Raw genomic sequence first — 23,273 nt, 5'->3', positions numbered from 1 at the left:
CGAGGTGTACGTCACGCTCTGATCGGTGAAGCCGGGCGCCCGTCCGGCCCGCAACCGGCGGACGGTTCGAGCCGGACGAGCCCGCACTCAGTTACCCGGGCTGACGGTGGCGGCGGCGACGATGCGGCCGTCCTTGACTTGCAGGATCGCGGTGTTGGTCTGCTCGGCGGCGGTGTACTTCGAAGGGACGACGTAGGACGATCCCTCACGGTAGTTCGACAGGTTCGGTGCACCGTGCACGCTCTGCGTCCACACCCACTGGGGAGCGCTGATGTTCTCGTTGACGCCGACCAGGATCGACGCGCGGGCATCAGGGGCAAGGGTCGCGGAGCGCGCGGTGCCGTCCTCGGGGCCACACGGCACCTCCGGCTCGGGGTCGCAGTTGTCGACCTGCGGCTTGAAGGTGACCTTGTTCCCGTCGACCGACACGATGCGCGCGGTGAAGCGTCCGTCTCCGGTGTTCTCCTCGCCTTTCTTCGGCTCCGCAGGCTCGACCGTCACCGGTTCGGCGCGGAAGACGTTGTCGCTCTTGAGGATGAACGTGCCTTCACCGTTCGCCTTCCAGACGCGGACGATCGGGTGTGCGGTGCGCTCCGCGGTGGAAGCGTCGTTGTCCCACGGGGACGTCTCGATCAGGCCCTGGTCGGAGAACCCGAGCTCGATCGGACCCCACGTGGCGTCCGACCCCTTGGTGTTCACCACCAGATCGTTGCCGTCCTTGGTGAGCGGTCCCCAGACTCCGCTGCCGTTGGAGAAACCGGCTGCGAACCGGTGACCGACGCCCGGAAGGCTGCTGTTGACGACGAAGACGGCGTGGAAGTCACCGAGTTCGGCGGCGTCGATCTTCGGGGTCGACCGCTCGTGCGACTCGGGCGCCTTGGAGGAGCCGACCTGCTTCCACGACGTGCCGTCCTCGCTCTCGAAGAACTTGACCGTTCCGTCCTTGGCGTACGACATGGCCTCGTGACCGTTGGTCACCTTGATCGACTTCACGTACGGGGTGCCGGCGACCTTGCTCAGACTGCCCGACTTCACGGTCGACTGCGAGGACGGGCTGCTGGAGTTGCTCGACCCGGACGACGACGCCGACGAACCCTCCGGCGAGGACGACGGCCCCGACGAGGACGAGGGGGACGAGGGGGACGACGGTGAGCCGGGCCCCGTGGTCTCGTTGTTGCAGGCAGTGGTGCCGAAGCCGACCATCGCGATCAGGATGAGGCTGGACAGGCGAGCGGTGTTGTTACGCATGGCATTTCCCCTTGTTTCGTGATTGCGCGAGCGAAGTTCGTTGGTCTGATGATGGCGTGTGAACAGGCGTTCCCGCGGTGGGGAGACCTACCCATCACGACGACTGACAAGGAACCCGTCTGCTACTCGCCGCGTACCGGCACGGTGACCGGCTCGACCGGTCCTCCGCACTGCCGATCGTCTGCAGCTTCCGGTACGAACTGTCGCCCGCTCAACACGTTGGTCGACTGCAACTCGGGACGGCCCTGCAGAAGGCCGGTGAAGGTGTAGCGGCGCATGGTGGTCAAGGAGCAGCCGGTGTCGAACTCGGCGATGTCGAACGAGTACGCCTGGGTCTGTACCTCGGTGCCCTTCTCGGCGGCCTGTGCAAGGCGAGCGCCGAAGAGCCCGCCGCCGGTGAACGTGCCGACGGTCATCCAGTTCCCGTCACGATGCGGGGTGTGGGTGTGTCCGGAGATCAGCAACTGGTCGTCCTCGAACCCGTCCTCGACCGCGCCCGGCTCGTGGCCCACCACGACGTCCGGGGCCGGGACCTCGTTGTCTTTCCACGTGCTCAGAAAGTGCTTGCGGGCACCTGAGTGGATGCTGTTGTCCTTCGGGTCGCCGTCGCCGTAAAAGCGCCGGTCGTTGAAGCCGCCGAATGTCACACCGGCCATCGTCACCTTCGTGTACAGGCGTGAGTTGGGTTGCAGAGTAACCACATTGGGCACCTTGCTCATCCGGTCCAGCAACGCGGTATCGGTGGCGCTGGTCGCGTCGTGGTTGCCGCGGACGAACAGGTACGGCACGCCGAGCCGCTCGATCGACCGGAAGATGCCGGCGGCTTCGGCCTCGCGCACACTGCCGAAGTTGATCAGGTCTCCCGCGTCGACAACGACGTCCACTCTTTCGGATCGGATGATGTCGCGCATCAATGCGTACTGGTTCGTGCCGTGGATGTCGCTCACGAACATCACCCGCAGCGCGGTCGGCGCAGCGGTCGAGCGGGGCGCGTACTTGGTCTGCAGGGCGCTCGAAAGGGCGAGCACGCTGGTGATGTACCGCGAGGACTCGGAGGTGCGCTTCTCCAGATCGGTGAGGATCGACATGTCGTTGCGCGCCATGCTCAACAGCGACGTGGTGCGGACCTCGCCGATGTGGCGCTCGTGGTAGGTCACGTAACCGGCGAGGGCCGGTGCGACCAGCGAGAGCGCGAGCGCGCCGGCCGCCGTGACCAGACTCGCGCGCGGGTTCCGCCAGGCGCGCCGCGCAACGAGCAGGGCTCCGGCGGTGAGGGCGAGGCCGAGGACGAACCGCCAGGCCACCCCGGTGAGCCCGGCACGGACAGCAGTGTCCAGCTCTGCGGGGCTCGGCTGGAACTGTGCGGGCGTCGGTGTCCGGCCGGCAAAGGCCTCGGTGACGTCCTTGCGCAACTGGGCGTCGACGATGATGCCCGGGGCAGGCAAGGGGCCGTCGAAGCCGACCGACACGTCGCCCAGCAGGGTCGGCAGGCGGACCGTGGAGTCGGGCACCAGCCCCATCCGGACGTCCGCAGAGTAGAACTTCGTCTCGACGGTGGTGGGGAACATGCTGGTCATCCCGACCCCACCGACGTACCCGAATGCGGCAAGCAACAGCGTCGCGAGCGCCCACCTACCGGCGCTGAGCGCGTTGCTTCGGGTGATCTGTGGAGCCTTCACTCCTCAACCCGACCAAATCACCGGCGTCCTCGGCGGGAAACGGCACAGTGAACTTGGGATCAGACGTCGTCGGCCTTCTGGGTGGCCGGGTCCCACTTGGTGACGCCCTCCGCTTCCCAACCGCGTTCCTTGCGGGCCTGGCGCGACAGGTCGCGCTGGCTCGGGGTGAGGCGCTCGAGGTAGAGCTTGCCGTCGAGGTGGTCGGTCTCGTGTTGCAGGCAGCGTGCGAACAGTCCCTCGCCCTCGTAGGAGACCGGGTTACCGTCCAGGTCGGTGCCGGTGACGCGGGCCCACTCGGCTCGCGGGGTGGGGAAGTGTTCGCCGGGTACGGACAGGCAGCCCTCCAGGCCGTCGTCCTCGTCCGGCTCTCCGGGCGGCACGACCCCCTTCTCCAGCACGGGGTTCACCACGACGCCGACGAAGTTGTCGTCCTCGCCCCGTTCGGACGGGCAGTCGAAGACGAAGATGCGGTGGCGGGCGCCCACCTGGTTGGCGGCCAGGCCGACGCCGTTGGCCGCTTCCATGGTGTCGAACATGTCGGCGACCAGCGTCCGGATCTCGTCCGTGACTTCCTTGACCTTCTTGGTCGGCTGGTGCAGCGCCTTGTGCCCGATGATCGTGATGGGACGGACGGCCATGTGCGTGGTTCTCCTGGGTGGTGACGGATCAGCGACCAAGTTTCGCACGCGCTCCGAGGCGTCGAGTGCTCAGTGGTCGCGGCGGTCGATGCGTTGCGGCGGGGACGCGTCCTCATGGCTCACCGACCAACTGTCGCCCTGGAAGGGAGTGTCGATCTGGGACGCGTTCTCGTGGTCGGGTGCGGGCTCGGTGACCTGCGGGCCGCGCAGCAGGCGTTCGCGCATCGGAGTGCGTGCCTTGTCGCGGTAACGGTCGACATAAGTGCCGAGGCGGGATGCGACGTCGGACTCGGGGACGTGGGGGACCGGTCGCCCGCCCGCAGGCTGACGTGGTGGTGCGGTCCTCGTGGCGGTGCGGGTCGAGGTCGAGGACGTACGGGGCAGGAACGGATCAGTGTCGTCGGCGCGGTCGTCGTACGCGTCCGTGGTCGGCACCATCACCGGCATCGCGTCCTCGTCCGGATGGCTGAACAGTTCGCCACAGATCGCCCGATAGGACGCCTCGGGGTGCGGAATGTAGGTGATCAGGCGCAGTGCCTGCTCCTGGCCCGCGGACTCCATGACGAACTCGCCATAGCCGAGGATGCGTCCGATGACGGGCTGGTTGAACGACATGTCGGTCACCTTGGCCAGCGGCATCATCGCGGTCTTGCGGTTGAGAATGCCGCGTCGCCAGACCAGCCGCTGATCGGTGGCCATGAACCAGTCGCGGGTCCAGAGCCAGACCGCGATGACCGTGTAGGCCAGCATCGCGAGCAGGACATACCACATCGCGTTCGTGACGACCCCGAACGAGGGCGGTGCCGTGAACCCGACGAACAGCGTGATCGCGAAGCCCGCGAGCAACGAGAAGACGGTGCCGGCGAGCGATGCCCAGTGCGGACGGTGGACGACGACCATCCGTTCGCCGTGCACCAGGAAGCGGCGCATCGTCTGCGCGCCGCGCGGGTCGACCAGGTCACCCCACGAGGATCGGGTGTTGCTCGGATCGTCGAGGGGACGCCGTGGCATGACGCTACTTGCCGATGATGGCCTTGAAGAAGTCGCCCATGTTCTCGACCCCGGAGGCCAGGAGGTCCCAGATGTTGCGGACGATGTCGGCGGACTTGTCAGGGCTGGTGAAGATGGCATAGAGAACGAAGGCGAAGAGCACCCAGATGGTGATCCTCTTGATCTTCTCGGTCGCCATGGGACCCTCCGGTTGATGAGCGAGCGGGACAGCCCGCTCAAGACGAGCACATTTGCGCGGCTCATTCTGCCAGCGATGTGACGGCTGTGACTGGAGTGGCCACCGCCCGGGAGTGTCGCAGTGCCGGTGGTCGTACGCTTCGACCCGTGAACTCACTGGCTCCGGTGTTGCGTTCGGCTCTCGAGGACGAGCTCGCCGGACGCCCCCGCGCGACGCTCGCGGCCGCGACGGCGCGGCTGTCAGAGCGCTACCGGCGAGGTGGGGCGGCGCAGTCGCCGATCCTTGCGACCGACGCGGACGTGGCTGCGTACGCGGCGTATCGAATGCCGGCGACCTACGCCGCATGTGAGCGGGCGCTCGCGCTTTCCTCGTTGTGCTTCGTTGGCCGGATCGACTCGGTGGTCGACCTCGGTGGTGGCACCGGCGCCGGGGCGTGGGCGGCTGCGTCGGTGTTCGAGCCCTCGTCGGTGCGTGTGCTCGACCAGGTGGACGCGGCGTTGAAATGCGGGCAGCGCCTGTCCTCGTCCGTGTTCGATGCTCGTTTCGAGACCTGGAGGGTCGGATCGGCGGTGCCGGCTGCCGACCTGGTAATGGCGTCGTTCGTGCTCTCGGAGCTGACCGAGACGCAGCGGGATTCGCTGGTCCACGCGATGTGGTCGTCGGCGTCCGAGGCGGTGTTCCTGATCGAGCCGGGCACGCCGGACGGACATCAGCGGATCCTTGCCGCCCGTGCACAACTCGTCGATTCGGGTTGGACGATCGCGGCTCCTTGTCCGCAGTCGAGGGAATGCCCTGTGCGACAACCTGATTGGTGCCACTTCGCCGCGCGGGTCGAGCGTTCGGCGATGCACCGACAGATCAAGGGTGGCGATCTCAGCTACGAGGACGAGAAGTTCTCGTTCGTGTTCGCCGTCCGCTCCGGTGCTTCGCCGTCCGGTGCGCGCGTGCTGCGGCACCCGGGCAAGCGCAAGGGGTTCGTCGATCTGACCGTCTGTGATGCCGCGGGCGAGACCGGTCGACGGGTCGTCACCAAGAAGCAGGGGGATGCGTACAAGCAGGCCCGCGACCTGCGGTGGGGCGACCCCTGGGTCTGACCCAGCCGCGTCCGGCAACTACCAAAGAAACCTTTGACAGTCGAGCGTCACAGCTGGTTGACTTCCAAACATGTCTTTGGGAGGTGAAGAACTGCGGTCGGCCCGCGCCTGGGCGCACCCGGTGCGGCTGCGCATCCTGTCGCTGCTGACCGGGATCGAGCTCAGCGCTGCCGAGGTCGCCCGTGAACTCGACATCACTCAGGCGAATGCGAGCTACCACCTGCGGCGGTTGGCGGACGCCGGTGAGCTCGAAGTGGCGTCCACCGAGAAGGTGCGTGGTGGGATCGCCAAGAAGTACCGGTACGTCGCCCGGGTCGATCTAGAACGCCAGAAGGGTCTGCCGACGCACGGGCCGGACCCCGGGCGGATGCAGCAGGTGCGACAAGCCCTTGACGGCGAACTGCGACGTCGTATCCCCGCTGCTGCCAAGGGCGACAACTTCTTCGCGGACGCCGAGGTGTGGCTGACGCCGGACGATCTGAAGAAGGTCCGTGACTTGCTCGGCGAGGTCTCGCTGCTCGTGCACGACCGCGCCCTCGAGCCGCGCGCGGACGGCGCCGAACACGTCTCCTTCACCACCTGGATTTTTGCGATGGAGCGCGGCGATGAGACTCGTTGACTCGTGGGGAGTATTGCAGCACAAGGACTTCCGCTGGTTCTTCTTCGCCTCCAGCGTGAACCGCTTCGGCAGCATGATGACCTCGGTGGCATATGCGTTCGCCGTGCTGCACGTCGACAACTCGGCATCCGCTCTGTCGAAGGTGCTCGCCGCGCAGATCAGCGCCAACGTGTTGTGCGCGTTGTTCGGCGGGGTCGTCGCCGATCGCTTCAGCCGACGCGTCGTGCTGCAGACGACCTACCTGTCCTCGGCGACCGTTCTCGCGGTGACCTCGTGGCTGTTGTTCGCCGATCGGGCGACCGTTTCGATCCTGGTCGGGCTCGGAGCCCTCGCCGGTGCGACGAGCGCCTTCGCCCAACCCGCCGTGCAGGGACTCGTACCTCAACTGGTGCCGCGGCGAGGGTTGCAGCAGGCAAACGCGCTGATGGCCTTCGTCCGCAACTCCGCACAGTTCCTCGGGCCGGTCCTCGGCGCGATGCTGGTCGCGCTGGGCGGGGCGCCGTGGGCGCTCGCGATCGACGCGGCGTCGTTCGTCGTGGCGAGTCTGCTGTTGTTGCCGGTGAAGCTGCCGGGCGTCGTGCGCAGCGGCACCGGCATCGTCCACGAACTGCGCGAGGGGTGGACGGAGTTCCGATCCCGCACCTGGTTGTGGGTGATCGTCGTCGCGTTCGGTTTCATGAACGCCATCCAGTCCGGCGCGATCCTCGTCCTCGGCCCCCTGGTCGCCAAGAACACCGAGACCCTCGGGATCGAGGGCTGGGGCTGGGTGATGGGAGCCGAGGCGGCGGGAATGCTGTTGATGTCGCTCGTGCTCCTGCGGCTTCACGTCCTGCGGCCGTTGCGCGCGGGGATGCTGGGGATCGGCGTCGGAGCCGCCCTGATGATCGCGATGCTCGGTCTTCATCCGGTCACTGCGCCGATGATGATCGTCGCGTTCGCCTGTGGCGCTGGTATCGAGACGTTCGGCACCGGTTGGAATGTCGCTCTGGGAGAACGCATTCCGCCGACCGTACTGTCGCGGGTGGTCAGCTACGACATGGTCGGCTCGTTCGTCGCGATGCCGATCGGGATGCTCGTGTTCGGCGTCCTCGCCACTGCCGTCCCGCTCAAGCCGCTGTTGATCGCGTCAGGCGTGCTCTACGCGCTCATCGCGCTGTCGACGCTCGCCGTGCACTCGATCCGGACGATGGAACGGCTTCCCGAGCACGCCGACGAGCCGCTGCTCACCTGACCGGTCAGTCGGCGACGCCGTACAGACGGTCGCCCGCATCGCCCAAGCCCGGGACGATGAAGCCCTGCTCGTTGAGACGTTCGTCGATCGAGCCGGTGACCAGCGTGATCGGGATCTCGAGTTCGGCGAGGTCCCTCTCCATGAACTCGATGCCTTCGGGCGCGCACAGCAGCGTGACCGCGGTGACGTCGTCCGCGCCGCGCTCCGCCAGGTAACGAATGGCCATGGCCAGCGAACCACCGGTGGCGAGCATCGGGTCGAGCACGTAGACCTGGCGGCCGGACAGGTCGTCGGGAAGGCGGTTGGCGTACGTGACCGCTTCGAGTGTCTCCTCGTCGCGCTGCATGCCGAGGAACCCGACCTCGGCGCTCGGCAACAGCCGCACCATGCCTTCGAGCATGCCCAGGCCGGCACGCAGGATGGGCACGATCAGCGGCTTCGGCGATGACAGCTTGATACCGGTGGTGGGGGCGACGGGGGTGTTGATCTCGAACGGCTCGACCCGCACGTCCCTGGTGGCCTCGTAGGCCAGCAGCGTCATCAGCTCCTCGGCCAGGCGCCGGAACGTGGGGGAGTCGGTGCGCACGTCCCGCAGGTAGGTGAGCTTGTGGGCGATGAGCGGGTGATTGGCGACCAGAACACGCATGGACCAGACTCTACGGGTGATCGCCGCCGCCGACGACTGGATGCAGATCGCGCTCGACGAGGCGCGTGCCGCGCTCGCCACTGACGACGTGCCGGTCGGGGCCGTGGTGCTCGATGCGGACGGCGTGGTGATCGGCACGGGACGCAACGCGCGGGTCGCGATCAACGACCCGCTCTCACACGCCGAGATCGTCGCGATCCGTGCGGCGGCTGAGACGCACGGCAACTACCGCCTCGACGGCTGCACCCTTGTCGTCACTCTCGAACCCTGCCTGATGTGCACCGGTGCGGTGATGCAGGCCCGCATCCCGAGGGTGATCTTCGGGGCATGGGATGCGAAGGCGGGCGCGTGCGGCAGCGTGTGGGACGTCGTGGCGACCAACCGCTCCCCGCACAAGCTGACCGTGGCCGGCGGGGTGCGTGAAGCAGAGTGCGCGCAGTTGCTCACCGACTTCTTCCGCGCTCGGCGGCGGCGCAAGGGCTGATTGCGACTCCTCACCCCAGGGCCCACCAAGTGGTGCAGATCACATTCCGATAGGTCAGACTGGTCGCACACGCCCGACCCCAGGAGTCCGATGAGCAGCCCGACCTTGCCGGTGACGCCAGCCGTCCGTGCTCTCGACGACTTGCGGCACAAGGCCGCGGATCTTGCGCGCCTGCACGAGCAATGGCAGCGCAGCCGGCTGGTCCCTGACGCCCTGCGCCCCGAGGTGGCGCGGGCATGGGCGCGCCACGAGCCCGAGCACCGAGCCGCTCGTTCCATCGGCACGCTCGCTGTCGACCAGGTGCGCGAGCGGCGGGACGCCTCAGTGGTACTCGCGGCTGCGGTCGAGCCGCTGCGTCAGTTGCTGCTCGACACGGCCGTCGAGTCGAGCAACGAGATGGTCGTCTGCGACACCGACGCAGTCGTGCTGTGGGTCGACGGGCCACGTCCGGTGCGCGCCGAGTCGGAACGGCTGGGGTTCGTCGAAGGTGCCCGCTGGACCGAAGACCTCGTCGGCGTCAATGCGCTCGGCACCGCGCTCACGGAGAGACGAGCGATCCAGTTGTTCGGTGCGGAGCACTCCAACCCCGACCAGCACCGCTGGGTCTGCACCGGCGCACCGATCCGCGACCCCGCCTCGACCGCGGTCATCGGAGCGATCACGCTGTCCGGGCCGCTCGCGAGCGCCCACCCGCACACCCTGTCGCTGGTGACCAGCGCCGTCCGGGCCGTCGAGTCGGAACTCACATTGAGCCATCGCCGCTCGCTGCGCGACCTTGCCGGCGCAGACGAGCGCGCCGCGCTGGTTGTCGACAGGTACGGCTGGGTCGCGGCGGCCCGCGGTATCGATGCGCCCGAACGCGTCTGGGCGCCAAGGGGATTCGCTTCCGGTGCGATCTGGCTGCCCGCGTTCGGCAGCTTCGAGTGCGTGCCGGTCGGGTCGGGTTGGGCATTGCACCCGACTCAGTCGCCGCAGCCGCGGCTACGGCTGGTGCGGCACCCGCGTCCGACCCTGGAGGTGGGGGAGGCGCAAGACCCATCGGACGCCGCGAACGCGCGGTTCGCGCTCACCCCGAAGCAGGTGGTGCTGGTCGAAGCGCTCGCGGCCGCGCCGGGCGGGCTCGGCGTCGCCCAACTGCAAACCGTGCTCGGGGTCGGCAGCGCCGTGTCGGTGCGGGCCGAGATCTCCCGGTTGCGACGCCGCGTCGGCGGCCTGCTGGAGAGCCGGCCCTACCGCTTCACCGTGCCGTGCGCGATCGACTGACCGCTGCAACCTTCTGCAACGCTTTCTCGCTGCGCACCTGACTCCTAACGTCGGCGATGTGACCCACATCACCTTCGAAGGAGACCGTGATGACCGATGAACTGAAGACCGCCCAGCAGTGGCTGAGCTCGTTCGAGCAAGCCCTCGGCGGGGACGACGCCGCCGCGGTGACCGACCTGTTCGGGCCGGAGTGTTACTGGCGCGACCTGGTGACGCTCACCTGGAACCTGCACACCGCCGAGGGCGCCGACGAGATCACCGCGATGCTCGACGGCACTGCGAAAGGCCTGCGCCCCAGGAACATTCGTGCGACCGAAGCGGCCGACGCCGACGGCGTGATCGAGGCCTGGTTCGAGTTCGACAACGACGCGTTCAACGGCAAGGGCCTGGTGCGGCTGCGCGACGGCAAGGCATGGACGCTGCTGACCACCTCGCAGGAACTCGTCGACTTTCCTGAGAACCGGGGCACCCGGCGTCCGCTCGGCGCCGAACACGGCAACCCCAACCAGGACAAGAACTGGCTCGACCACCAGAAGGAACGTCAGGCGCGCCTGGGTTACGAGGACCAGCCGTACGTGGTCATCGTCGGCGGCGGTCAGGGTGGCATCGGGCTCGGTGCCCGGTTGAAGCAGCTCGGGGTGCCGACGCTGATCATCGACAAGCACCCGCGTCCGGGCGACCAGTGGCGTGGCCGCTACCACTCCCTGTGTCTGCACGACCCGGTCTGGTACGACCACCTGCCCTACCTGCCGTTCCCAGCGAACTGGCCGGTGTTCACGCCGAAGGACAAGATCGGCGACTGGCTGGAGAGCTACACCAAGATCATGGAGCTCGACTACTGGAGCAACACCGAGTGCGTGTCGGCCGACTACGACGAGTCGACCCAGAAGTGGACCGTCAAGGTGATGCGCGACGGTTCCCCGGTCACCCTCGAGCCCTCGCAATTGGTGCTTGCAACGGGCATGTCGGGTGTGCCGAACATGCCGACCGTGCCGGGCATGGAGACCTTCAAGGGCGAGATCCAGCACTCGTCCCAGCACCCGGGTGGCGACGCGTACGCCGGCAAGAAGGCCGTCGTCGTCGGCTCGAACAACTCGGCCCACGACATCTGCGCCGACCTGTGGCGAGCCGGGGCCGACGTCACGATGCTGCAGCGTTCGAGCACCCACATCGTGCGGTCACAGTCGCTGATGACCGAGGTGCTCGGCCCGCTCTACTCCGAGGAGGCGCTGGCCAACGGCATCGACCACGACAAGGCCGACCTGATCTTCGCCTCGATCCCGTACAAGGTGCTGCCGGGCGTGCAGAAGCAGGCCTTCGACGTCATCCGCGAGAACGACAAGGAGTTCTACGACGGGTTGGAGAAGGCCGGGTTCATGCTCGACTTCGGCGACGACGACTCCGGTCTGTTCCTGAAGTACTTGCGGCGCGGCTCCGGCTACTACATCGACATCGGTGCCTCCGACCTGGTGGCCAAGGGCGAGATCAAGCTCGTCGCACCGGCGAACGTCGACCACATCGACGAGACCGGGGTGGTGCTCGACGACGGACGCCACCTCGACGCCGACCTCATCGTGTTCGCCACCGGCTACGGCTCGATGAACGGTTGGGCGGCGAAGCTGATCAGCCAGGAGGTCGCCGACAAGGTGGGCAAGTGCTGGGGCCTCGGCTCCGACACGACCAAGGACCCGGGCCCGTGGCGAGGCGAGCTGCGCAACATGTGGAAGCCCACCAAGCAGGACAACCTGTGGTTCCACGGCGGCAACCTGCATCAGTCCCGGCACTACTCGCGCTACCTGTCGATTCAGCTCAAGGCGCGCATGGAGGGGCTCGACACCCCCGTCTACGCCGTCCCCGAAACCGTCCACCTGTCCTGAAGGAGCCGTCATGTCCAACGTCCACATCACCGGCGCAGCGCGCGGAATCGGCAAGTCGATCGCGAACCGATTGGCGAGCGACGGACACGACCTGGTCGTGTCCGACCTTCCCGACATGTCCGACGCACTCGAGGCCACCGCCGAGGAGTTGCGGGCCCACGGCGGCAAGGTCGTCGCCGCCACCGGTGACGTGTCATCGGCCGACGACGTACGCCGGTTGGTGGCCACGACCGTCGACGAACTCGGGTCGCTCGACGTCATGGTCGCCAACGCCGGTATCGCCCAGACCAAGGCGCTGCTCGAAGTGACTCCCGAGGAATACGACCGGGTGCACGCGGTCAACGGGCGAGGGGTGTTCCTCTGTTACACCGAGGCCGCCAAGCAGATGATCTCCCAAGGCAACGGCGGCAAGATCATCGGCGCGGCGTCGATCGCGGCGCACAAGGGATTTCCGTTGCTCGGTGTCTACTGCTCCAGCAAGTTCGCGGTGCGGGCGCTCACCCAGTCGGCCGCGCAGGAGTGGGCCGAGCACGGCATCACGGTCAACGCCTACTGCCCGGGCATCGTCGACACGACGATGTGGGAGGAGATCGATCGCGATCTCGGCGCGATCAACAACGTCGGCAAGGGCGAGTCGATGAAGGCGATGGCCGCAGGCATCGCACTCGGACGCGTTTCGACCGGCGACGACGTCGCCAAGCTGGTGTCGTACCTGGCTGGCCCCGACTCGGACTACATGACCGGACAGTCGGTGCTGGTCGACGGTGGAATGGTCTTCAGTTAGTCAGACGGCAAACGGAACGAGGCGCCCGCATCGCTGCGGGCGCCTCGTTCCATCTGGCGGTGGCGGAGGGATTTGAACCCTCGGTGGGGGTTAACCCACAAACGCTTTCGAGGCGTTCTCCTTAGGCCGCTCGGACACGCCACCGCCGAAGAACATACCCGACGGACGACGTTCGGCCCAAACCGGCAGACTGGACCGGTGGAGCACGAGGACATCGTCCGGCTGCGGCGGGCGCGTGATCGGATGGATCGCGACTACGCCCAGCCCCTCGACGTGCCCGCGCTCGCGGCCGATGCGCTGATGTCGGTCGGCCACTTCCAGCGCTCGTTCAAGAAGGCGTACGGCGAAACGCCCTACTCCTACCTGATGACCCGGCGGGTCGAGCGCGCCCAGGCGCTGCTGCGCATCGGTGAGTTGAGCGTCACCGACGTCTGCATGGCGGTGGGGTGTACCTCGCTCGGTTCGTTCAGCGCGAAGTTCACCGAGCTGGTCGGGCAGACCCCGAGCGACTACCGGGCCGCCTCGCACGACGGACTGGTCGGGGTGCCCGGGTGCATCGCGAAGCAGATGACCCGCCCGCGGCGCTGAACCTGCGTCCAGAGGTCGATCACCGTTTTCATGGCAACGACGATCCACCTCTGGAGAAACCAAATGATCAGTTTTCGAGAAGCGTCCGCGGCGGCGCGTGCCTAGCGTTGTCGGCATGAACAACACAGCACTCGCCTCCCTGACCCTGACCAACACGTTCGTCTTCGTCGACGACCCCGACAAGGCCCTCACGTTCTACCGCGACGTGCTCGGCCTCACCGTCAACACTGACGTCAGCAACGGCGGCTTCCGGTGGCTGACCCTCACCACCCCCAACCAGCCCGAGATGGAGATCACGCTCCAGCAGCCCGACGGCATGCCCTACTCCGACGAGGACAAGAAAGCCATCGCCGAGATGACCGCGAAGGGGCTGCTCAGTGCGCTGATCTTCAAGGTCGACGACGTCGACGCAGTGTTCGAACACGTGCGGGCCAGCGGCGCCGAGGTGCTGCAGGAGCCGGCCGACCAGTTCTACGGCGTGCGCGACTGCGCGTTCCGTGACCCGGCCGGGAACATGGTGCGGATCAACCAGACCCTGCAGCAGGGCCCACGCGGGTAGGGCGAGCGCAGGTTGTCGCGGAACCCGCCGGGGTGATGCCGGGTGATCGCCAGCAGCGAACGCACCGCCTCCGGGGTCGGCCGTCCGTCGACCTCGGCTGTGACGCCCGACGCCACCCGCTCCTCCACGAGCGCGCGGAACGCCGGGTCGGAGGTGTACTGCGCGATGCCGAGGCCATGGGCGAACGGCAGGTACGCGCGATCGATGTCGAGCGTGCGCCAGCCGAGCACGGTCGTGTCGAGCGTGACCACGATCGCGCCCGCACCGATGGCCCCGGCCCGTCGCACGAACGACTCGACGACGGACGGCTGGTTGCTCCAGTAGAGCTGGAACCGACGCGGGTGATCGCCGAGTTCGGCGCCGATCTGCTCCCTCGGCACGGACGCCTGCGAGGAGATGATCATCGGCACACCCGCGGCCTTCGCCCCGCGCGCGACGGCGAGATCGGCATCGGGATGTGCCATCTCGGCCACACCGATCGGGGCTGTCAGCAGAGGGAGGGAAATCGTTGCCCAGCAGGGAGATCGACTGTTCTAGGCGGCTCACGCCGCGCACTCGCGCCCGAAAGGCAACTGGGTCATCTCGGGGACTCCTGGTTCAGCAGCCGGGCGGGGTGGTGCTGGTGGTCGGCGCGGGGGTGTTGATCGTCGGGAAGGCATCACCCAGAACGACGTCGATCGAGTCGTCGTCGCGTCCGTCGGTCATGCTCTGGGCGCCCGGCACGAGGGGTTGCACGAACTGCTTCGCCTTGGCTGCGCCCTTCGGGCCGTACCGGATCTGGCCGACCGTCTTCAGCTTCATCTGGTACGGGTCGTTGCTCACAACACCGACGGTGAAGTGGTGCGCCTTCAGCGCTTTCGCCGTCTCCTTGGCCTTGCCCTGGCCGCTGGAGGCGTTGTAGACGTTCAGGACGAACCCGGCGTTGGCGTGCACGACCTTCGTGGATGAGCAGCTCGCCGGCTTCTGGGGCGGACGACTACCCGGGATCATCCCGGTGGTGTACGCCGCCGCGTAGGCCGATCCGAGCACGACGGCCAGTCCGACCCCGATGAGCACCATGAGGGAACGCCTGCGCTTGCGGTCGCGGGCGTGGGAGCGTCCGGTCGATTGTGCGTACTTCATGAGATCGGCACCATCAGATCACGTGGACGAGTGCGTGCAGCGGCGATCGGTGCCCATGTCGGTGGGCATGTCGATCCGTAACGACACCCCAGGCCGTGATCGAAGGACGGGCGCACTTCGCTCACGGCCTGGGAGATCACCGCGCCAGTCTAGGTCGGCCGGTTCCGGCGGCTCGCCGGTGTTCGGAGGTGATCTGAGTCTAGAGTCGTCGCCGTGAGCGAATCTGCGACGCAACTCGACCAGATCAAGTCCGGGTACGGCTTCGAGGGCATGGCCCTCCAGCTCGGGGTGGCGATGGACGAAGACACCCCGCATCCCGACGCGCCGGTGCGCCTGCCACTGGCGATGATGAACCGCCACGGCCTGGTCGCCGGCGCGACCGGAACGGGCAAGACCAAGACATTGCAGTTGATGGCCGAGCAGTTGTCGAACCAGGGCGTTCCGGTCTTCATCGCCGACATCAAGGGCGACATCTCCGGCCTGGCGACGCCGGGCGAATCGAGCGAGAAGCTGCTCGATCGCACGCAGGGCATCGGGCAACAGTGGACCGCGACCGCTTACCCGACCGAGTTCCTCACCCTCGGCGGACGGGGCAAGGGCGCCCCGGTCCGCGCCACCATGACCTCGTTCGGACCTACTCTGTTGGCGAAGGTGCTCGGTCTCAACGACACCCAGGAGTCCAGCCTCGGCCTGATCTTCCACTACGCCGACAAGCGCGGACTGACGCTGCTGGATCTCAAGGACCTACAGGCGGTCATCAAGCACCTCGTCTCGGACGAGGGCAAGGCCGACCTGAAGGAACTCGGCGGCCTCTCTTCCGCGACGGCCGGCGTCATCCTGCGCTCGCTGATCACGTTCTCCGACCAGGGCGCCGACGTCTTCTTCGGTGAACCGGAGTTCGACACGGCCGATCTGATGCGAGTTGCGCCGGACGGAAAGGGCGTCATCACGTGTCTTGAACTTCCGCAGGTGCAGGACCGTCCCGAACTCTTCTCCACGTTCCTCATGTGGCTGCTCGCTGACCTTTTCCAGGACCTTCCCGAGGTGGGTGACGCGGAGAAGCCGAAGCTGGTCTTCTTCTTCGACGAGGCGCACCTGCTGTTCAAGGACGCGTCGAAGGCGTTCCTCGCCTCGATCGAACAGACGGTGAAGCTCATCCGATCCAAGGGTGTCGGCATCTTCTTCGTCACACAGACGCCGAAGGACGTGCCGGAGGCCGTCCTCGCCCAACTCGGCAACCGCGTCCAGCATGCGTTGCGCGCGTTCACCCCGGACGACCAGAAGGCGCTCACCCGGACTGTCCGCACCTTCCCGACGAGCGAGTACGACCTGGAGGAACTGCTCACCACCCTCGGCACCGGTGAAGCTGTCGTCACCGTCCTGAGCGAGCACGGTGCACCGACGCCGGTGGCCTGGACGCGGATGCTCGCGCCGACCTCGCTCATGGCGCCGTCGTCCGAAGCGACGATGGATCAGTTGGTCTCCGCGTCGCCGTTCAACGCCAAGTACGGCGCCGCGGTCGATCGCGAGTCGGCGTACGAGATGTTGAACAAACGGATGGAGGCGGCGCCGGAACCCGCAGCCGCAGACCCGGAGCCGCCCGCGCCGGCAGCTCCGCCCGCCCGGCGGGGCGAGCAGGAACCGGGAGTGGTCGAGCAGGTGGTGAAGTCGAGTGCCTTCAAATCGATGCTTCGTTCGGCCGGCACCGTCATCGGACGCGAGATCACCCGAAGCCTGTTCGGGACGGCTCGGCGTCGTCGCTGACCGCTGGTTCTGATCAGCAGCCCGGCGGTCCGGAAATCGGTTTCGCGGGAGCCGGAGTCGCCTCGGCGGCGGGCACCAACTCCTCGAACTTGCTGCCCAGCACGACGTCGAGGGTCTCGTCCTTGCGACCGTCCTTCACCAGGCGTGCGCCCTTGATGGACAGTTGCACGCGGCGCGCGGCCGGCTCGCCGAATTCGCCGTGCCGAATGATCGCGGTGTCGTCGGGGAAGTAGCCGCCGTTGGGGTCATTGCCGTTGGCTGCGACCTGGAAGCCACGCTCGCGCAACCCGGCAGCGACAGTGCCGGACAGTCCGCCCTTGAACGTCGTGTTGTACACCCGCACGGTCACCTTCTGCGCGGGCGGCGGCGGCACCGGCACGAACTTGAACGCGTCGCCCAGGACAAGGTCGACCGTTGGGTTGCTCCGGTCGTCCTGGTACAGGACGGCGTTCTGTACCTGGGAAGCGAGATTCAGCGCGACCTGGCGGCCGTTCCTGCCGTGGCGGATCTCCGCGGTACGCGGTTCGGGTCGGCCGTCGGGGTTGGGGTCGTTGCCGGTCTTCAGCACGTGAGCGCCGCGCCAGGTCAGTTCACCCGCGGCCTTCGAAGCCAGGCCGGAGGTGGCGCTGGCGTTGTAGATGTTGAGGTAGATCTGGGAGAGCGGCACCGTGAACGACGGTTTCGGCAGTGTCTTCGGGCACGCAGCGGTCGCACGGGGTTTCTGGGGTGCGGGGTCGTCGCTGCACCCGGTGACGAGGACGGCGATACCGACGACGAAGCCGACGCATGCCAACCGTCGGTCGCGCATTGTCGTCCCCTTCACGATCGCAGTCACAGCCAGCGTGATTGTTTCACGTCCGGCTCGTGCCCGTGCCCGGGACACGTCCGGGCGGCTCGACGGTCGAGTCAGGCTCATGAGTCGCGGCTTCAAATGAATTTGGCAGGAACTCCCCAAGAGCTGCGGGCGGTGGTGGGCGAAGACTTTGCTACGGTCGTCCCGGCTTCCGGGGGAGGCGAGCCCGAACGAATGGTCGTCCAGAGCGATAGTGAGGGTGAACCCGCAGCGCGGGTGCTTCCCGAGGAGGTTTGCAGTGCGTATCTCGGAACTGTCCGAGGTGACGGGGATGCCCATCGCCACCTTGAAGTTCTACCTGCGCGAGGGGCTGCTGCATCCCGGCGAAGCGCAGGCCAAGACCCAGTCCTTCTACGACGACTCCCATGTGGAGCGGGTCAGGCTCGTCCGGGCGCTCACCGAGGTCGGGGGACTCTCGATCGCGGCCACGAAGATGGTCGTCGACGCGATGAACGACCCGCAGGTCGACCGGCTCAGCCTGCTCGCGACCGCCCAGAAGTCACTTGCCCCACCGGTGATCGTCCCGCGGCGCGAGCACCCACTCGCCCGGCAGCTGTTGGACAAACTCGGGTGGGAGTACAGCGACGGTGACCGGATGGTCGATCTGCTCGAGCGCCAGCTGGAAGTGGCCGCCGAGGCCGACGTGGGTATGACGATGGCGCACATGGTGGGCCTTGCTCGGCTGGCGCACGACATCGCCGAGGTCGACATCTCCCTCGTCCCGGACGACGCGACCCTCGCCGTCCGTAACACCGTGCTCGGCACCGCAGTCTCCGACAAGTTGCTGATCACGCTGCGCCGACTCGCGCAATCCGATGTCGCCCGGCGTGCCGGCGCCGAGACGCCCCAGTTGGAGCCGATTTCGGACTGAGCGTCCGGCCCGGTATCCTCGACCGGCCTGGAGGATTCGCATAGTGGCCTAGTGCGCACGATTGGAAATCGTGTTGGGGATGAAACCCCTCGCGGGTTCAAATCCCGCATCCTCCGCGTGGTGATCGCAGTGATCACGAACAAGCCCCCGGCACTTCGGTGCCGGGGGCTTGTTCATGTTCAGGGCCCAACGGGCATGAAAGGACCCCTCGCGCACCTGAAAGAGCTCACCTGCCCTTGCTGCATTCCTGCCCTGGGGGAGTTCAGTGAGGTATCACCACACGAGGGGTCTGCTGAGGAGTTTAGAACAGGCGCGCGCCCAGGCCCAATCGCGGTGCCGTGGCGGCACCCGGGTGAGTCGACGGCCAGGCACACGGAGGCGGCACACGGCGGCGGCACACGGAGGCGGGGCGGCTCGAGCCGTCAGCGAGGTACGAGCGACGGATCGAACGCCGAAGGAGCCTCCAGAGGACAAACTGCTCTTTCAGGTGCGCGAGGGGTCCTCTCATTTCCCCTTTCCTGGCGTTCGTCCCCAGCTCGGGTCGACCGGTGTGGGCTGTCGGTCCTGCGGCATAGAGTGAACGGGTGAGCACAGCCCTCTACCGTCGTTACCGCCCGGAGACGTTCGCCGATGTGATCGGCCAGGAGCACGTCACCGAGCCGCTGATGCAGGCCCTGCGCACGGGGCGGGTCAACCACGCCTACCTGTTCAGCGGTCCGCGCGGCTGCGGCAAGACGACCAGCGCGCGCATCCTGGCCCGCTGCCTCAACTGCGAGCAGGGGCCGACGCCCACGCCGTGCGGCACCTGCGAGTCATGTGTTGCGTTGTCGCGCAAGGGAGCCGGCACGGTCGACGTCATCGAGATCGACGCGGCCAGCCACGGTGGTGTCGACGACGCTCGCGACCTGCGCGAGCGTGCGTCCTACGGCCCGGCGCAGAGCCGGTTCAAGATCTACATCATCGACGAGGCGCACATGGTGACGCCGCAAGGCTTCAACGCGTTGCTGAAGATCGTCGAGGAACCGCCGGAGCACGTGAAGTTCATCTTCGCGACCACCGAGCCGGAGAAGGTCATCGGCACGATCCGTTCGCGCACCCACCACTACCCGTTCCGTCTGGTTCCGCCGGCGCGGTTGGCCGAGTATATGGAGGGCCTCTGCGCGACCGAGGGCGTGGCCGTGGAGCCGGGAGTGCTCTCGTTCGTCACGCGTGCCGGTGGTGGGTCGGTCCGTGACTCGCTCTCGGTGCTCGACCAGTTGATCGCCGGTTCGACCGATGACGGGCTCACCTACGCCGGTGCTGCCGCGTTGCTGGGTTTCACCGATGGTGCGTTGCTCGACGCGACGGTCGACGCCTTGGCGGCCGGTGACGGTGCTGCGGTGTTCCAGCAGGTCGACCGCGTCGTCGAGTCGGGTCACGATCCGAGGCGTTTCGTCGAGGACCTCCTGGAGCGATTGCGCGACCTGATCATCGTCGCTGCGGTGCCCGACGGGGCCGAGGCGGTGCTGCGCGGTCTGCCCGGTGATCAGATCGAGCGGATGCGTAGTCAGGCCGGTGCGTTCGGGCCCGGTCGGCTGTCGTACGCCGCCGACATCATCAACGCGGGTCTCACCGAGATGACCGGTGCGACCAGTCCCCGCCTGCAGTTGGAACTCATGTGTGCGCGGGTGCTGCTGCCCCGCGCCGCGGGAGAGGACGGGTACGGCGCCCGCCTCGACCGGCTGGAGCGGCGCATCGACATCTCCGCCGGTTCCGCGACAGCTCCTGTTTCCCGACCGGCTGCCGTTCCGGTGCCGAACCCGACCGTCGATCAGTCGGAAAGCCCCGTGCCGCAGCGTGACCCGGCCTCCTCCCAGCAGCGGCCGGCCCGCGAGACCCCGGTCGCCGAAGCGTCGGAGCGCCGTGTGCAGCAGCGTCCGGTCGAGCGAGGTCCGCAGCCCGCGTTCGAGCAGGAACCGCCGCCCGAGGACGACTTCCCGGACGACTCCGTGCCGCCTCGGCGATCATCGACGGGTCAGCAGACGCCGACCGAACAGACACCGTCCCGCGACGCGCGTCCGGCCGAGCGGCAGTCCGCGCCGGAGCCCGAGCAGGCACCGTCGCAGGCACCGGCAGCTCGCCCCGGTGGACTCGGGGTCGAAGAGATCCGTCGCGAATGGCCGGCGATCCTGCAGCGAATCTCTGCCATTCGCAGGGTCACCTGGACGCTGATCAGCCAGCATGCGCACGTCGCAGCGTTTGACGGTTCGGTGTTGACCCTGGGCAGCAGCAGCCCCGGACTGGTCGAGCGCATCGGCTCCGACCCCAACCCGGAGATCGTTCGCAAGGCCGTGCACGACGCACTCGGGCTCGACGTCCGGGTGACGGCTCAGGTCACCGGGTCCGACGGGCAGGTGTCGGTGGCGCAGGAGCAGCAGCAGCGCAGTTCCGGTTGGGGCCCCAGCGCTGATGCCCACGTGGTCGACGCAGGTGAGGACGAAGCGGCCAAGCAGGCGGAAATCCGTTCCCGCTGGCAACAGCGGGTCCGTCAGGCCGGTGGAGAACCCGACGGCGCTGCGGTCACACCGTCGCGTGTGACGCCCTCCGACGATCGCGCGTCCGAGCACCCCGCTCCGCCCAGCGCAGACCGTGCGGCCCTCGACCAACAGGCAGCCCTGTCTCGCTATCAGCGCGACGACCAATCGGGTGACTGGTCCTCGGTGTCCTCCGACGCGCCCGCCTGGGCAACCGCAGAAGCTGCGCCGAGCGCCTCGCCGCAGCAGCCCTCGTCCACCGCCGCTCCCGAGTCGAGCAGAGGTCGTGACGACGACGGGCCGGTCGAGTCGATGGACGACGAAGACGTCACCGACGGCGCCGAGGTCGGCCTGCCGGTGATGACGTCCGTGCTCGGTGCGACGGTCATCGAAGACATCAGGGAGTAGCGATGCTCTACCTCACGACGCAGCTGTTGGTGTCGCCGTTGGCCCGGGCCTGGTTCCGGCCCGACGTCGAGGGCGCCGACAACGTGCCGCGCACCGGTGGAGTGTTGCTCGCGTCCAATCACCTGTCGTTCATCGACAGCTTCGCGATCCCGCTGGTGGCGCCCCGGAAGGTGGTGTTCCTCGCCAAGGCCGAGTACTTCACCGGCACCGGCGTGAAGGGTGCGGCCAGCCGAGCGTGGTTCACCTCGATGGGCATGGTGCCGGTCGAGCGTGACGACTCGAAGGCCGCCGCGCAGTCGCTCGACATCGCGCTCGACGTCCTTCGTCGTGGGGAAGTGTTCGGCATCTATCCCGAGGGCACCCGCTCGCGCGACGGGCGGCTCTACCGCGGACACGTCGGCGTCGCGCATCTGGCGCTCACCGCGAAGGTGCCGGTCGTCCCGGTCGGCCTGATCGGCACACAGCACGTCCAACCGATCGGCACCAACAAGGTGCGGCGCGAGAAGTTCACCGTGAAGTTCGGGGAGCCGATCGACTTCTCCGGACGCTTGGACGGCGTCGCCCAAGGCAAGGCCCGGCGCCTGGCGACCGACGAGATCATGGACGCGATCGCCGTGCTCAGCGGTCAGGAGCTCGCCGGCGTCTACAACGAGCGCTCGGCTACCACGACCTGATCGATCAGGGGTGCAGGGCGTCGAACTCGGCCTCGGCGGCAGCGTCGTCGTCGACGTCGAGGCGCAGGTGGCGCAGGATCGTCAGCAGCACCCGCAAGCACGACGCAGCGCGTACGCCCCACTCCGACAGGTAGCTGAACTGCCACCACCACAGCGCCTCGACGGTGCGACCGGCGCGGTAGTGGACGAGTCCGTGCTCGAGTGCCTGGACGATGTCGGTGAGGTCGTCGGAGACGGCGCCGCGCGCGGGTTCGACGGAGGTGACCGGGTCGACCAGGTCGGTGTAGTCGTCGATGCCCTCGAAGAGGTTGGCGAGGTTCTGGCGCAACGGGTCGAGGTCGGTCTCAGGGCCGGGATCGGCTTCGAAGCGTTCGGTGGGCACGACGTCCTGCACCGCGCCGAGTCGGGCGCCGCTCATCTGCAACTGGGACAGCAGGAGCAGCAACAGCGGGATCGCTGTCTCGGGGGCGCCGCCGGCGGCGATCTCGCGTACGGCGGTGGTGAAGGTCTCGGCGTCGCGGGCGGTCTCGGCGGCCAGGCCGCCCAGGTCGGAGATCTCAGACATTCGTCAGCACCTTTCGTCCTTCGATGGCCCGGCCGAGGGTGACTTCGTCGGCGTACTCCAGGTCGCCGCCGACCGGCAGGCCTGAGGCGAGACGCGAAATCCGGACGCCCATCGGACGCATCGAGCGCACCAGGTAGGTGGCGGTCGCTTCGCCGATGTGGTTGGGGTTGGTCGCGATCAACACTTCCTCGACGGGTTCTTCACCCAAGCGGCGGAAGAGTTCGGTGATGCGCAGGTCGTCCGGGCCGATGCCCGACATGGGATCGATCGCACCGCCGAGCACGTGGTAGACGCCCTTGAACTCACGCGCCCGCTCCATGGCCATGACGTCCTTGGGTTCCTCGACCACGCACAACTGGGTACGGTCGCGTTTCTCGTCGGCGCAGATGCGGCATCGATCGGACTCGGCCACGTTGAAACACGTGTCGCAGAAGCGAACTCGCGCCTTGACCGTCTGCAGCACCTCGACCAAACGGTTCACGTCGGCGCTGTCGGCCTGGAGCAGATGGAACGCGATGCGCTGCGCGGACTTGGGCCCGATGCCGGGAAGCCGGCCGAGCTCGTCGATCAGGTCTTGGACCACACCTTCGTACACAACCCTGAG

24 protein-coding genes, 2 tRNA genes and 1 other RNA gene are annotated in these 23,273 nt (G+C 67.5%); 14 read left to right on the top strand and 13 right to left on the bottom strand.

Going from position 1 to position 23,273, the window contains the following annotated elements; translation table 11 throughout:
• Nucleotides 1-87: 87 nt before the first annotated feature.
• The 5 genes from ACYU8W_RS14905 to ACYU8W_RS14885 all read right to left on the bottom strand — a co-directional run bounded on the left by ACYU8W_RS14905 (nt 88) and on the right by ACYU8W_RS14885 (nt 4,754).
• The gene (locus ACYU8W_RS14905) at nt 88-1,248 is read right to left on the bottom strand and encodes a hypothetical protein (RefSeq protein ID WP_499470260.1); all 1,161 of its coding nucleotides are present in this window, start codon (nt 1,246-1,248) and stop codon (nt 88-90) included.
• Nucleotides 1,249-1,370: 122 nt separating this feature from the next.
• Nucleotides 1,371-2,927, bottom strand: coding sequence for a metallophosphoesterase family protein (locus ACYU8W_RS14900; protein WP_499470258.1), 1,557 nt, complete (start codon nt 2,925-2,927; stop codon nt 1,371-1,373).
• A 59-nt stretch (nt 2,928-2,986) separates the two neighbouring features.
• Complete coding sequence (gene def / locus ACYU8W_RS14895; protein WP_129624248.1) at nt 2,987-3,565, bottom strand: peptide deformylase; 579 nt, start codon at nt 3,563-3,565, stop codon at nt 2,987-2,989.
• A 69-nt stretch (nt 3,566-3,634) separates the two neighbouring features.
• Nucleotides 3,635-4,576: a PH domain-containing protein gene (locus tag ACYU8W_RS14890; RefSeq protein ID WP_499470256.1), complete on the bottom strand. Its 942-nt coding sequence runs from the start codon at nt 4,574-4,576 to the stop codon at nt 3,635-3,637.
• A 4-nt stretch (nt 4,577-4,580) separates the two neighbouring features.
• Nucleotides 4,581-4,754 (bottom strand): hypothetical protein, encoded by a 174-nt coding sequence (locus tag ACYU8W_RS14885; protein WP_168990104.1) that lies wholly within the window; start codon nt 4,752-4,754, stop codon nt 4,581-4,583.
• 146 nt (nt 4,755-4,900) lie between these two features.
• Between ACYU8W_RS14885 and ACYU8W_RS14880 the strand changes: the two genes are divergently transcribed.
• The 3 genes from ACYU8W_RS14880 to ACYU8W_RS14870 all read left to right on the top strand — a co-directional run bounded on the left by ACYU8W_RS14880 (nt 4,901) and on the right by ACYU8W_RS14870 (nt 7,698).
• Nucleotides 4,901-5,848, top strand: a complete 948-nt coding sequence (locus ACYU8W_RS14880; protein ID WP_499470254.1) for a small ribosomal subunit Rsm22 family protein — start codon at nt 4,901-4,903, stop codon at nt 5,846-5,848.
• Nucleotides 5,849-5,918: 70 nt separating this feature from the next.
• Nucleotides 5,919-6,467 carry an ArsR/SmtB family transcription factor gene (locus ACYU8W_RS14875; protein WP_499470252.1) on the top strand — a complete coding sequence of 183 codons (549 nt, stop codon included), beginning with the start codon at nt 5,919-5,921 and terminating at the stop codon, nt 6,465-6,467.
• A complete protein-coding gene (locus tag ACYU8W_RS14870; RefSeq protein ID WP_499470251.1) occupies nt 6,454-7,698 on the top strand; it encodes an MFS transporter in 1,245 nt (414 codons plus the stop codon). The genes ACYU8W_RS14875 and ACYU8W_RS14870 overlap by 14 nt, the downstream gene beginning before the upstream one ends.
• A gap of 4 nt (nt 7,699-7,702) precedes the next feature.
• Here the strand turns inward: ACYU8W_RS14870 and upp are convergent, their stop codons facing one another.
• The gene (gene upp / locus ACYU8W_RS14865) at nt 7,703-8,344 is read right to left on the bottom strand and encodes a uracil phosphoribosyltransferase (RefSeq protein WP_499470249.1); all 642 of its coding nucleotides are present in this window, start codon (nt 8,342-8,344) and stop codon (nt 7,703-7,705) included.
• Here upp and tadA point away from each other — a divergent pair.
• The 4 genes from tadA (at nt 8,343) to ACYU8W_RS14845 (ending at nt 12,752) form a co-directional block, all read left to right on the top strand.
• A complete protein-coding gene (gene tadA / locus ACYU8W_RS14860) occupies nt 8,343-8,828 on the top strand; it encodes a tRNA adenosine(34) deaminase TadA (protein WP_499470247.1) in 486 nt (161 codons plus the stop codon). The two genes, upp and tadA, sit on opposite strands and share 2 nt — an antisense overlap.
• A gap of 90 nt (nt 8,829-8,918) precedes the next feature.
• Entirely contained in the window at nt 8,919-10,091 is a 1,173-nt protein-coding gene (locus tag ACYU8W_RS14855; RefSeq protein WP_499470245.1) for a GAF domain-containing protein, read from the top strand.
• A gap of 89 nt (nt 10,092-10,180) precedes the next feature.
• Nucleotides 10,181-11,968 carry an NAD(P)/FAD-dependent oxidoreductase gene (locus tag ACYU8W_RS14850; protein WP_499470243.1) on the top strand — a complete coding sequence of 596 codons (1,788 nt, stop codon included), beginning with the start codon at nt 10,181-10,183 and terminating at the stop codon, nt 11,966-11,968.
• 10 nt (nt 11,969-11,978) lie between these two features.
• Nucleotides 11,979-12,752 (top strand): acetoin reductase, encoded by a 774-nt coding sequence (locus ACYU8W_RS14845; RefSeq protein WP_499470241.1) that lies wholly within the window; start codon nt 11,979-11,981, stop codon nt 12,750-12,752.
• Nucleotides 12,753-12,806: 54 nt separating this feature from the next.
• Here ACYU8W_RS14845 and ACYU8W_RS14840 read toward each other — a convergent pair.
• Nucleotides 12,807-12,896, bottom strand: a tRNA-Ser gene (locus tag ACYU8W_RS14840).
• A 54-nt stretch (nt 12,897-12,950) separates the two neighbouring features.
• Between ACYU8W_RS14840 and ACYU8W_RS14835 the strand changes: the two genes are divergently transcribed.
• On the top strand, nt 12,951-13,340 hold the full coding sequence (locus ACYU8W_RS14835) for a helix-turn-helix transcriptional regulator (protein ID WP_499470239.1): 390 nt from the start codon (nt 12,951-12,953) through the stop codon (nt 13,338-13,340).
• 115 nt (nt 13,341-13,455) lie between these two features.
• Nucleotides 13,456-13,899: a VOC family protein gene (locus ACYU8W_RS14830; RefSeq protein WP_499470237.1), complete on the top strand. Its 444-nt coding sequence runs from the start codon at nt 13,456-13,458 to the stop codon at nt 13,897-13,899.
• On the opposite strand, the gene ACYU8W_RS14825 is transcribed toward ACYU8W_RS14830, so the two are convergent.
• Both ACYU8W_RS14825 and ACYU8W_RS14820 read right to left on the bottom strand, forming a co-directional pair.
• Entirely contained in the window at nt 13,812-14,405 is a 594-nt protein-coding gene (locus ACYU8W_RS14825) for an alpha-hydroxy-acid oxidizing protein (RefSeq protein WP_499470409.1), read from the bottom strand. The genes ACYU8W_RS14830 and ACYU8W_RS14825 overlap by 88 nt on opposite strands.
• 91 nt (nt 14,406-14,496) lie before the next feature.
• A complete protein-coding gene (locus tag ACYU8W_RS14820; RefSeq protein ID WP_499470235.1) occupies nt 14,497-15,021 on the bottom strand; it encodes a LytR C-terminal domain-containing protein in 525 nt (174 codons plus the stop codon).
• Nucleotides 15,022-15,291: 270 nt separating this feature from the next.
• On the opposite strand from ACYU8W_RS14820, the gene ACYU8W_RS14815 reads away from it, so the two are divergent.
• Entirely contained in the window at nt 15,292-16,785 is a 1,494-nt protein-coding gene (locus ACYU8W_RS14815) for a helicase HerA-like domain-containing protein (protein ID WP_499470407.1), read from the top strand.
• 13 nt (nt 16,786-16,798) lie between these two features.
• Here the strand turns inward: ACYU8W_RS14815 and ACYU8W_RS14810 are convergent, their stop codons facing one another.
• A complete protein-coding gene (locus ACYU8W_RS14810) occupies nt 16,799-17,620 on the bottom strand; it encodes a LytR C-terminal domain-containing protein (RefSeq protein WP_499470234.1) in 822 nt (273 codons plus the stop codon).
• Between the two features lie 211 nt (nt 17,621-17,831).
• Here ACYU8W_RS14810 and ACYU8W_RS14805 point away from each other — a divergent pair, with 211 nt between their 5' ends.
• Nucleotides 17,832-18,509 (top strand): MerR family transcriptional regulator, encoded by a 678-nt coding sequence (locus ACYU8W_RS14805; protein WP_499470232.1) that lies wholly within the window; start codon nt 17,832-17,834, stop codon nt 18,507-18,509.
• A gap of 29 nt (nt 18,510-18,538) precedes the next feature.
• A tRNA-Ser gene (locus ACYU8W_RS14800) sits at nt 18,539-18,625 on the top strand.
• An 80-nt stretch (nt 18,626-18,705) separates the two neighbouring features.
• On the opposite strand, the gene ffs is transcribed toward ACYU8W_RS14800, so the two are convergent.
• Nucleotides 18,706-18,802, bottom strand: an RNA gene (gene ffs / locus ACYU8W_RS14795) — signal recognition particle sRNA small type.
• Between the two features lie 291 nt (nt 18,803-19,093).
• Between ffs and ACYU8W_RS14790 the strand changes: the two genes are divergently transcribed.
• Both ACYU8W_RS14790 and ACYU8W_RS14785 read left to right on the top strand, forming a co-directional pair.
• Nucleotides 19,094-21,430 (top strand): DNA polymerase III subunit gamma and tau, encoded by a 2,337-nt coding sequence (locus ACYU8W_RS14790; RefSeq protein ID WP_499470230.1) that lies wholly within the window; start codon nt 19,094-19,096, stop codon nt 21,428-21,430.
• A 2-nt stretch (nt 21,431-21,432) separates the two neighbouring features.
• Entirely contained in the window at nt 21,433-22,104 is a 672-nt protein-coding gene (locus ACYU8W_RS14785) for a lysophospholipid acyltransferase family protein (RefSeq protein WP_499470228.1), read from the top strand.
• Nucleotides 22,105-22,108: 4 nt separating this feature from the next.
• On the opposite strand, the gene ACYU8W_RS14780 is transcribed toward ACYU8W_RS14785, so the two are convergent.
• Nucleotides 22,109-22,669 carry a DUF5063 domain-containing protein gene (locus ACYU8W_RS14780; RefSeq protein WP_499470226.1) on the bottom strand — a complete coding sequence of 187 codons (561 nt, stop codon included), beginning with the start codon at nt 22,667-22,669 and terminating at the stop codon, nt 22,109-22,111.
• Nucleotides 22,662-23,264, bottom strand: a complete 603-nt coding sequence (recR, locus tag ACYU8W_RS14775) for a recombination mediator RecR (protein WP_499470224.1) — start codon at nt 23,262-23,264, stop codon at nt 22,662-22,664. The genes ACYU8W_RS14780 and recR overlap by 8 nt, the downstream gene beginning before the upstream one ends.
• Between the last annotated feature and the right edge of the window lie 9 nt (nt 23,265-23,273).

This window comes from Yimella radicis, from assembly GCF_054778255.1.
Note: the sequence above shows the minus strand (reverse complement) of the source record. Positions and strands in the feature narration are given on the sequence as shown.

Excerpts from the sequence above, each read along its gene's own strand:
- ACYU8W_RS14875 (WP_499470252.1), top strand. The coding sequence starts at position 5,919 with ATGTCTTTGGGAGGTGAAGAACTGCGGTCGGCCCGCGCCTGGGCGCAC.
- def (WP_129624248.1), bottom strand. The coding sequence starts at position 3,565 with ATGGCCGTCCGTCCCATCACGATCATCGGGCACAAGGCGCTGCACCAG.
- ACYU8W_RS14905 (WP_499470260.1), bottom strand. The coding sequence starts at position 1,248 with ATGCGTAACAACACCGCTCGCCTGTCCAGCCTCATCCTGATCGCGATG.
- ACYU8W_RS14780 (WP_499470226.1), bottom strand. The coding sequence starts at position 22,669 with ATGTCTGAGATCTCCGACCTGGGCGGCCTGGCCGCCGAGACCGCCCGC.
- tadA (WP_499470247.1), top strand. The coding sequence starts at position 8,343 with ATGGACCAGACTCTACGGGTGATCGCCGCCGCCGACGACTGGATGCAG.
- ACYU8W_RS14785 (WP_499470228.1), top strand. The coding sequence starts at position 21,433 with ATGCTCTACCTCACGACGCAGCTGTTGGTGTCGCCGTTGGCCCGGGCC.
- ACYU8W_RS14885 (WP_168990104.1), bottom strand. The coding sequence starts at position 4,754 with ATGGCGACCGAGAAGATCAAGAGGATCACCATCTGGGTGCTCTTCGCC.
- ACYU8W_RS14890 (WP_499470256.1), bottom strand. The coding sequence starts at position 4,576 with ATGCCACGGCGTCCCCTCGACGATCCGAGCAACACCCGATCCTCGTGG.
- ACYU8W_RS14830 (WP_499470237.1), top strand. The coding sequence starts at position 13,456 with ATGAACAACACAGCACTCGCCTCCCTGACCCTGACCAACACGTTCGTC.
- ACYU8W_RS14870 (WP_499470251.1), top strand. The coding sequence starts at position 6,454 with ATGAGACTCGTTGACTCGTGGGGAGTATTGCAGCACAAGGACTTCCGC.
- ACYU8W_RS14855 (WP_499470245.1), top strand. The coding sequence starts at position 8,919 with ATGAGCAGCCCGACCTTGCCGGTGACGCCAGCCGTCCGTGCTCTCGAC.
- upp (WP_499470249.1), bottom strand. The coding sequence starts at position 8,344 with ATGCGTGTTCTGGTCGCCAATCACCCGCTCATCGCCCACAAGCTCACC.
- ACYU8W_RS14845 (WP_499470241.1), top strand. The coding sequence starts at position 11,979 with ATGTCCAACGTCCACATCACCGGCGCAGCGCGCGGAATCGGCAAGTCG.
- ACYU8W_RS14815 (WP_499470407.1), top strand. The coding sequence starts at position 15,292 with ATGGCCCTCCAGCTCGGGGTGGCGATGGACGAAGACACCCCGCATCCC.
- ACYU8W_RS14820 (WP_499470235.1), bottom strand. The coding sequence starts at position 15,021 with ATGAAGTACGCACAATCGACCGGACGCTCCCACGCCCGCGACCGCAAG.
- ACYU8W_RS14850 (WP_499470243.1), top strand. The coding sequence starts at position 10,181 with ATGACCGATGAACTGAAGACCGCCCAGCAGTGGCTGAGCTCGTTCGAG.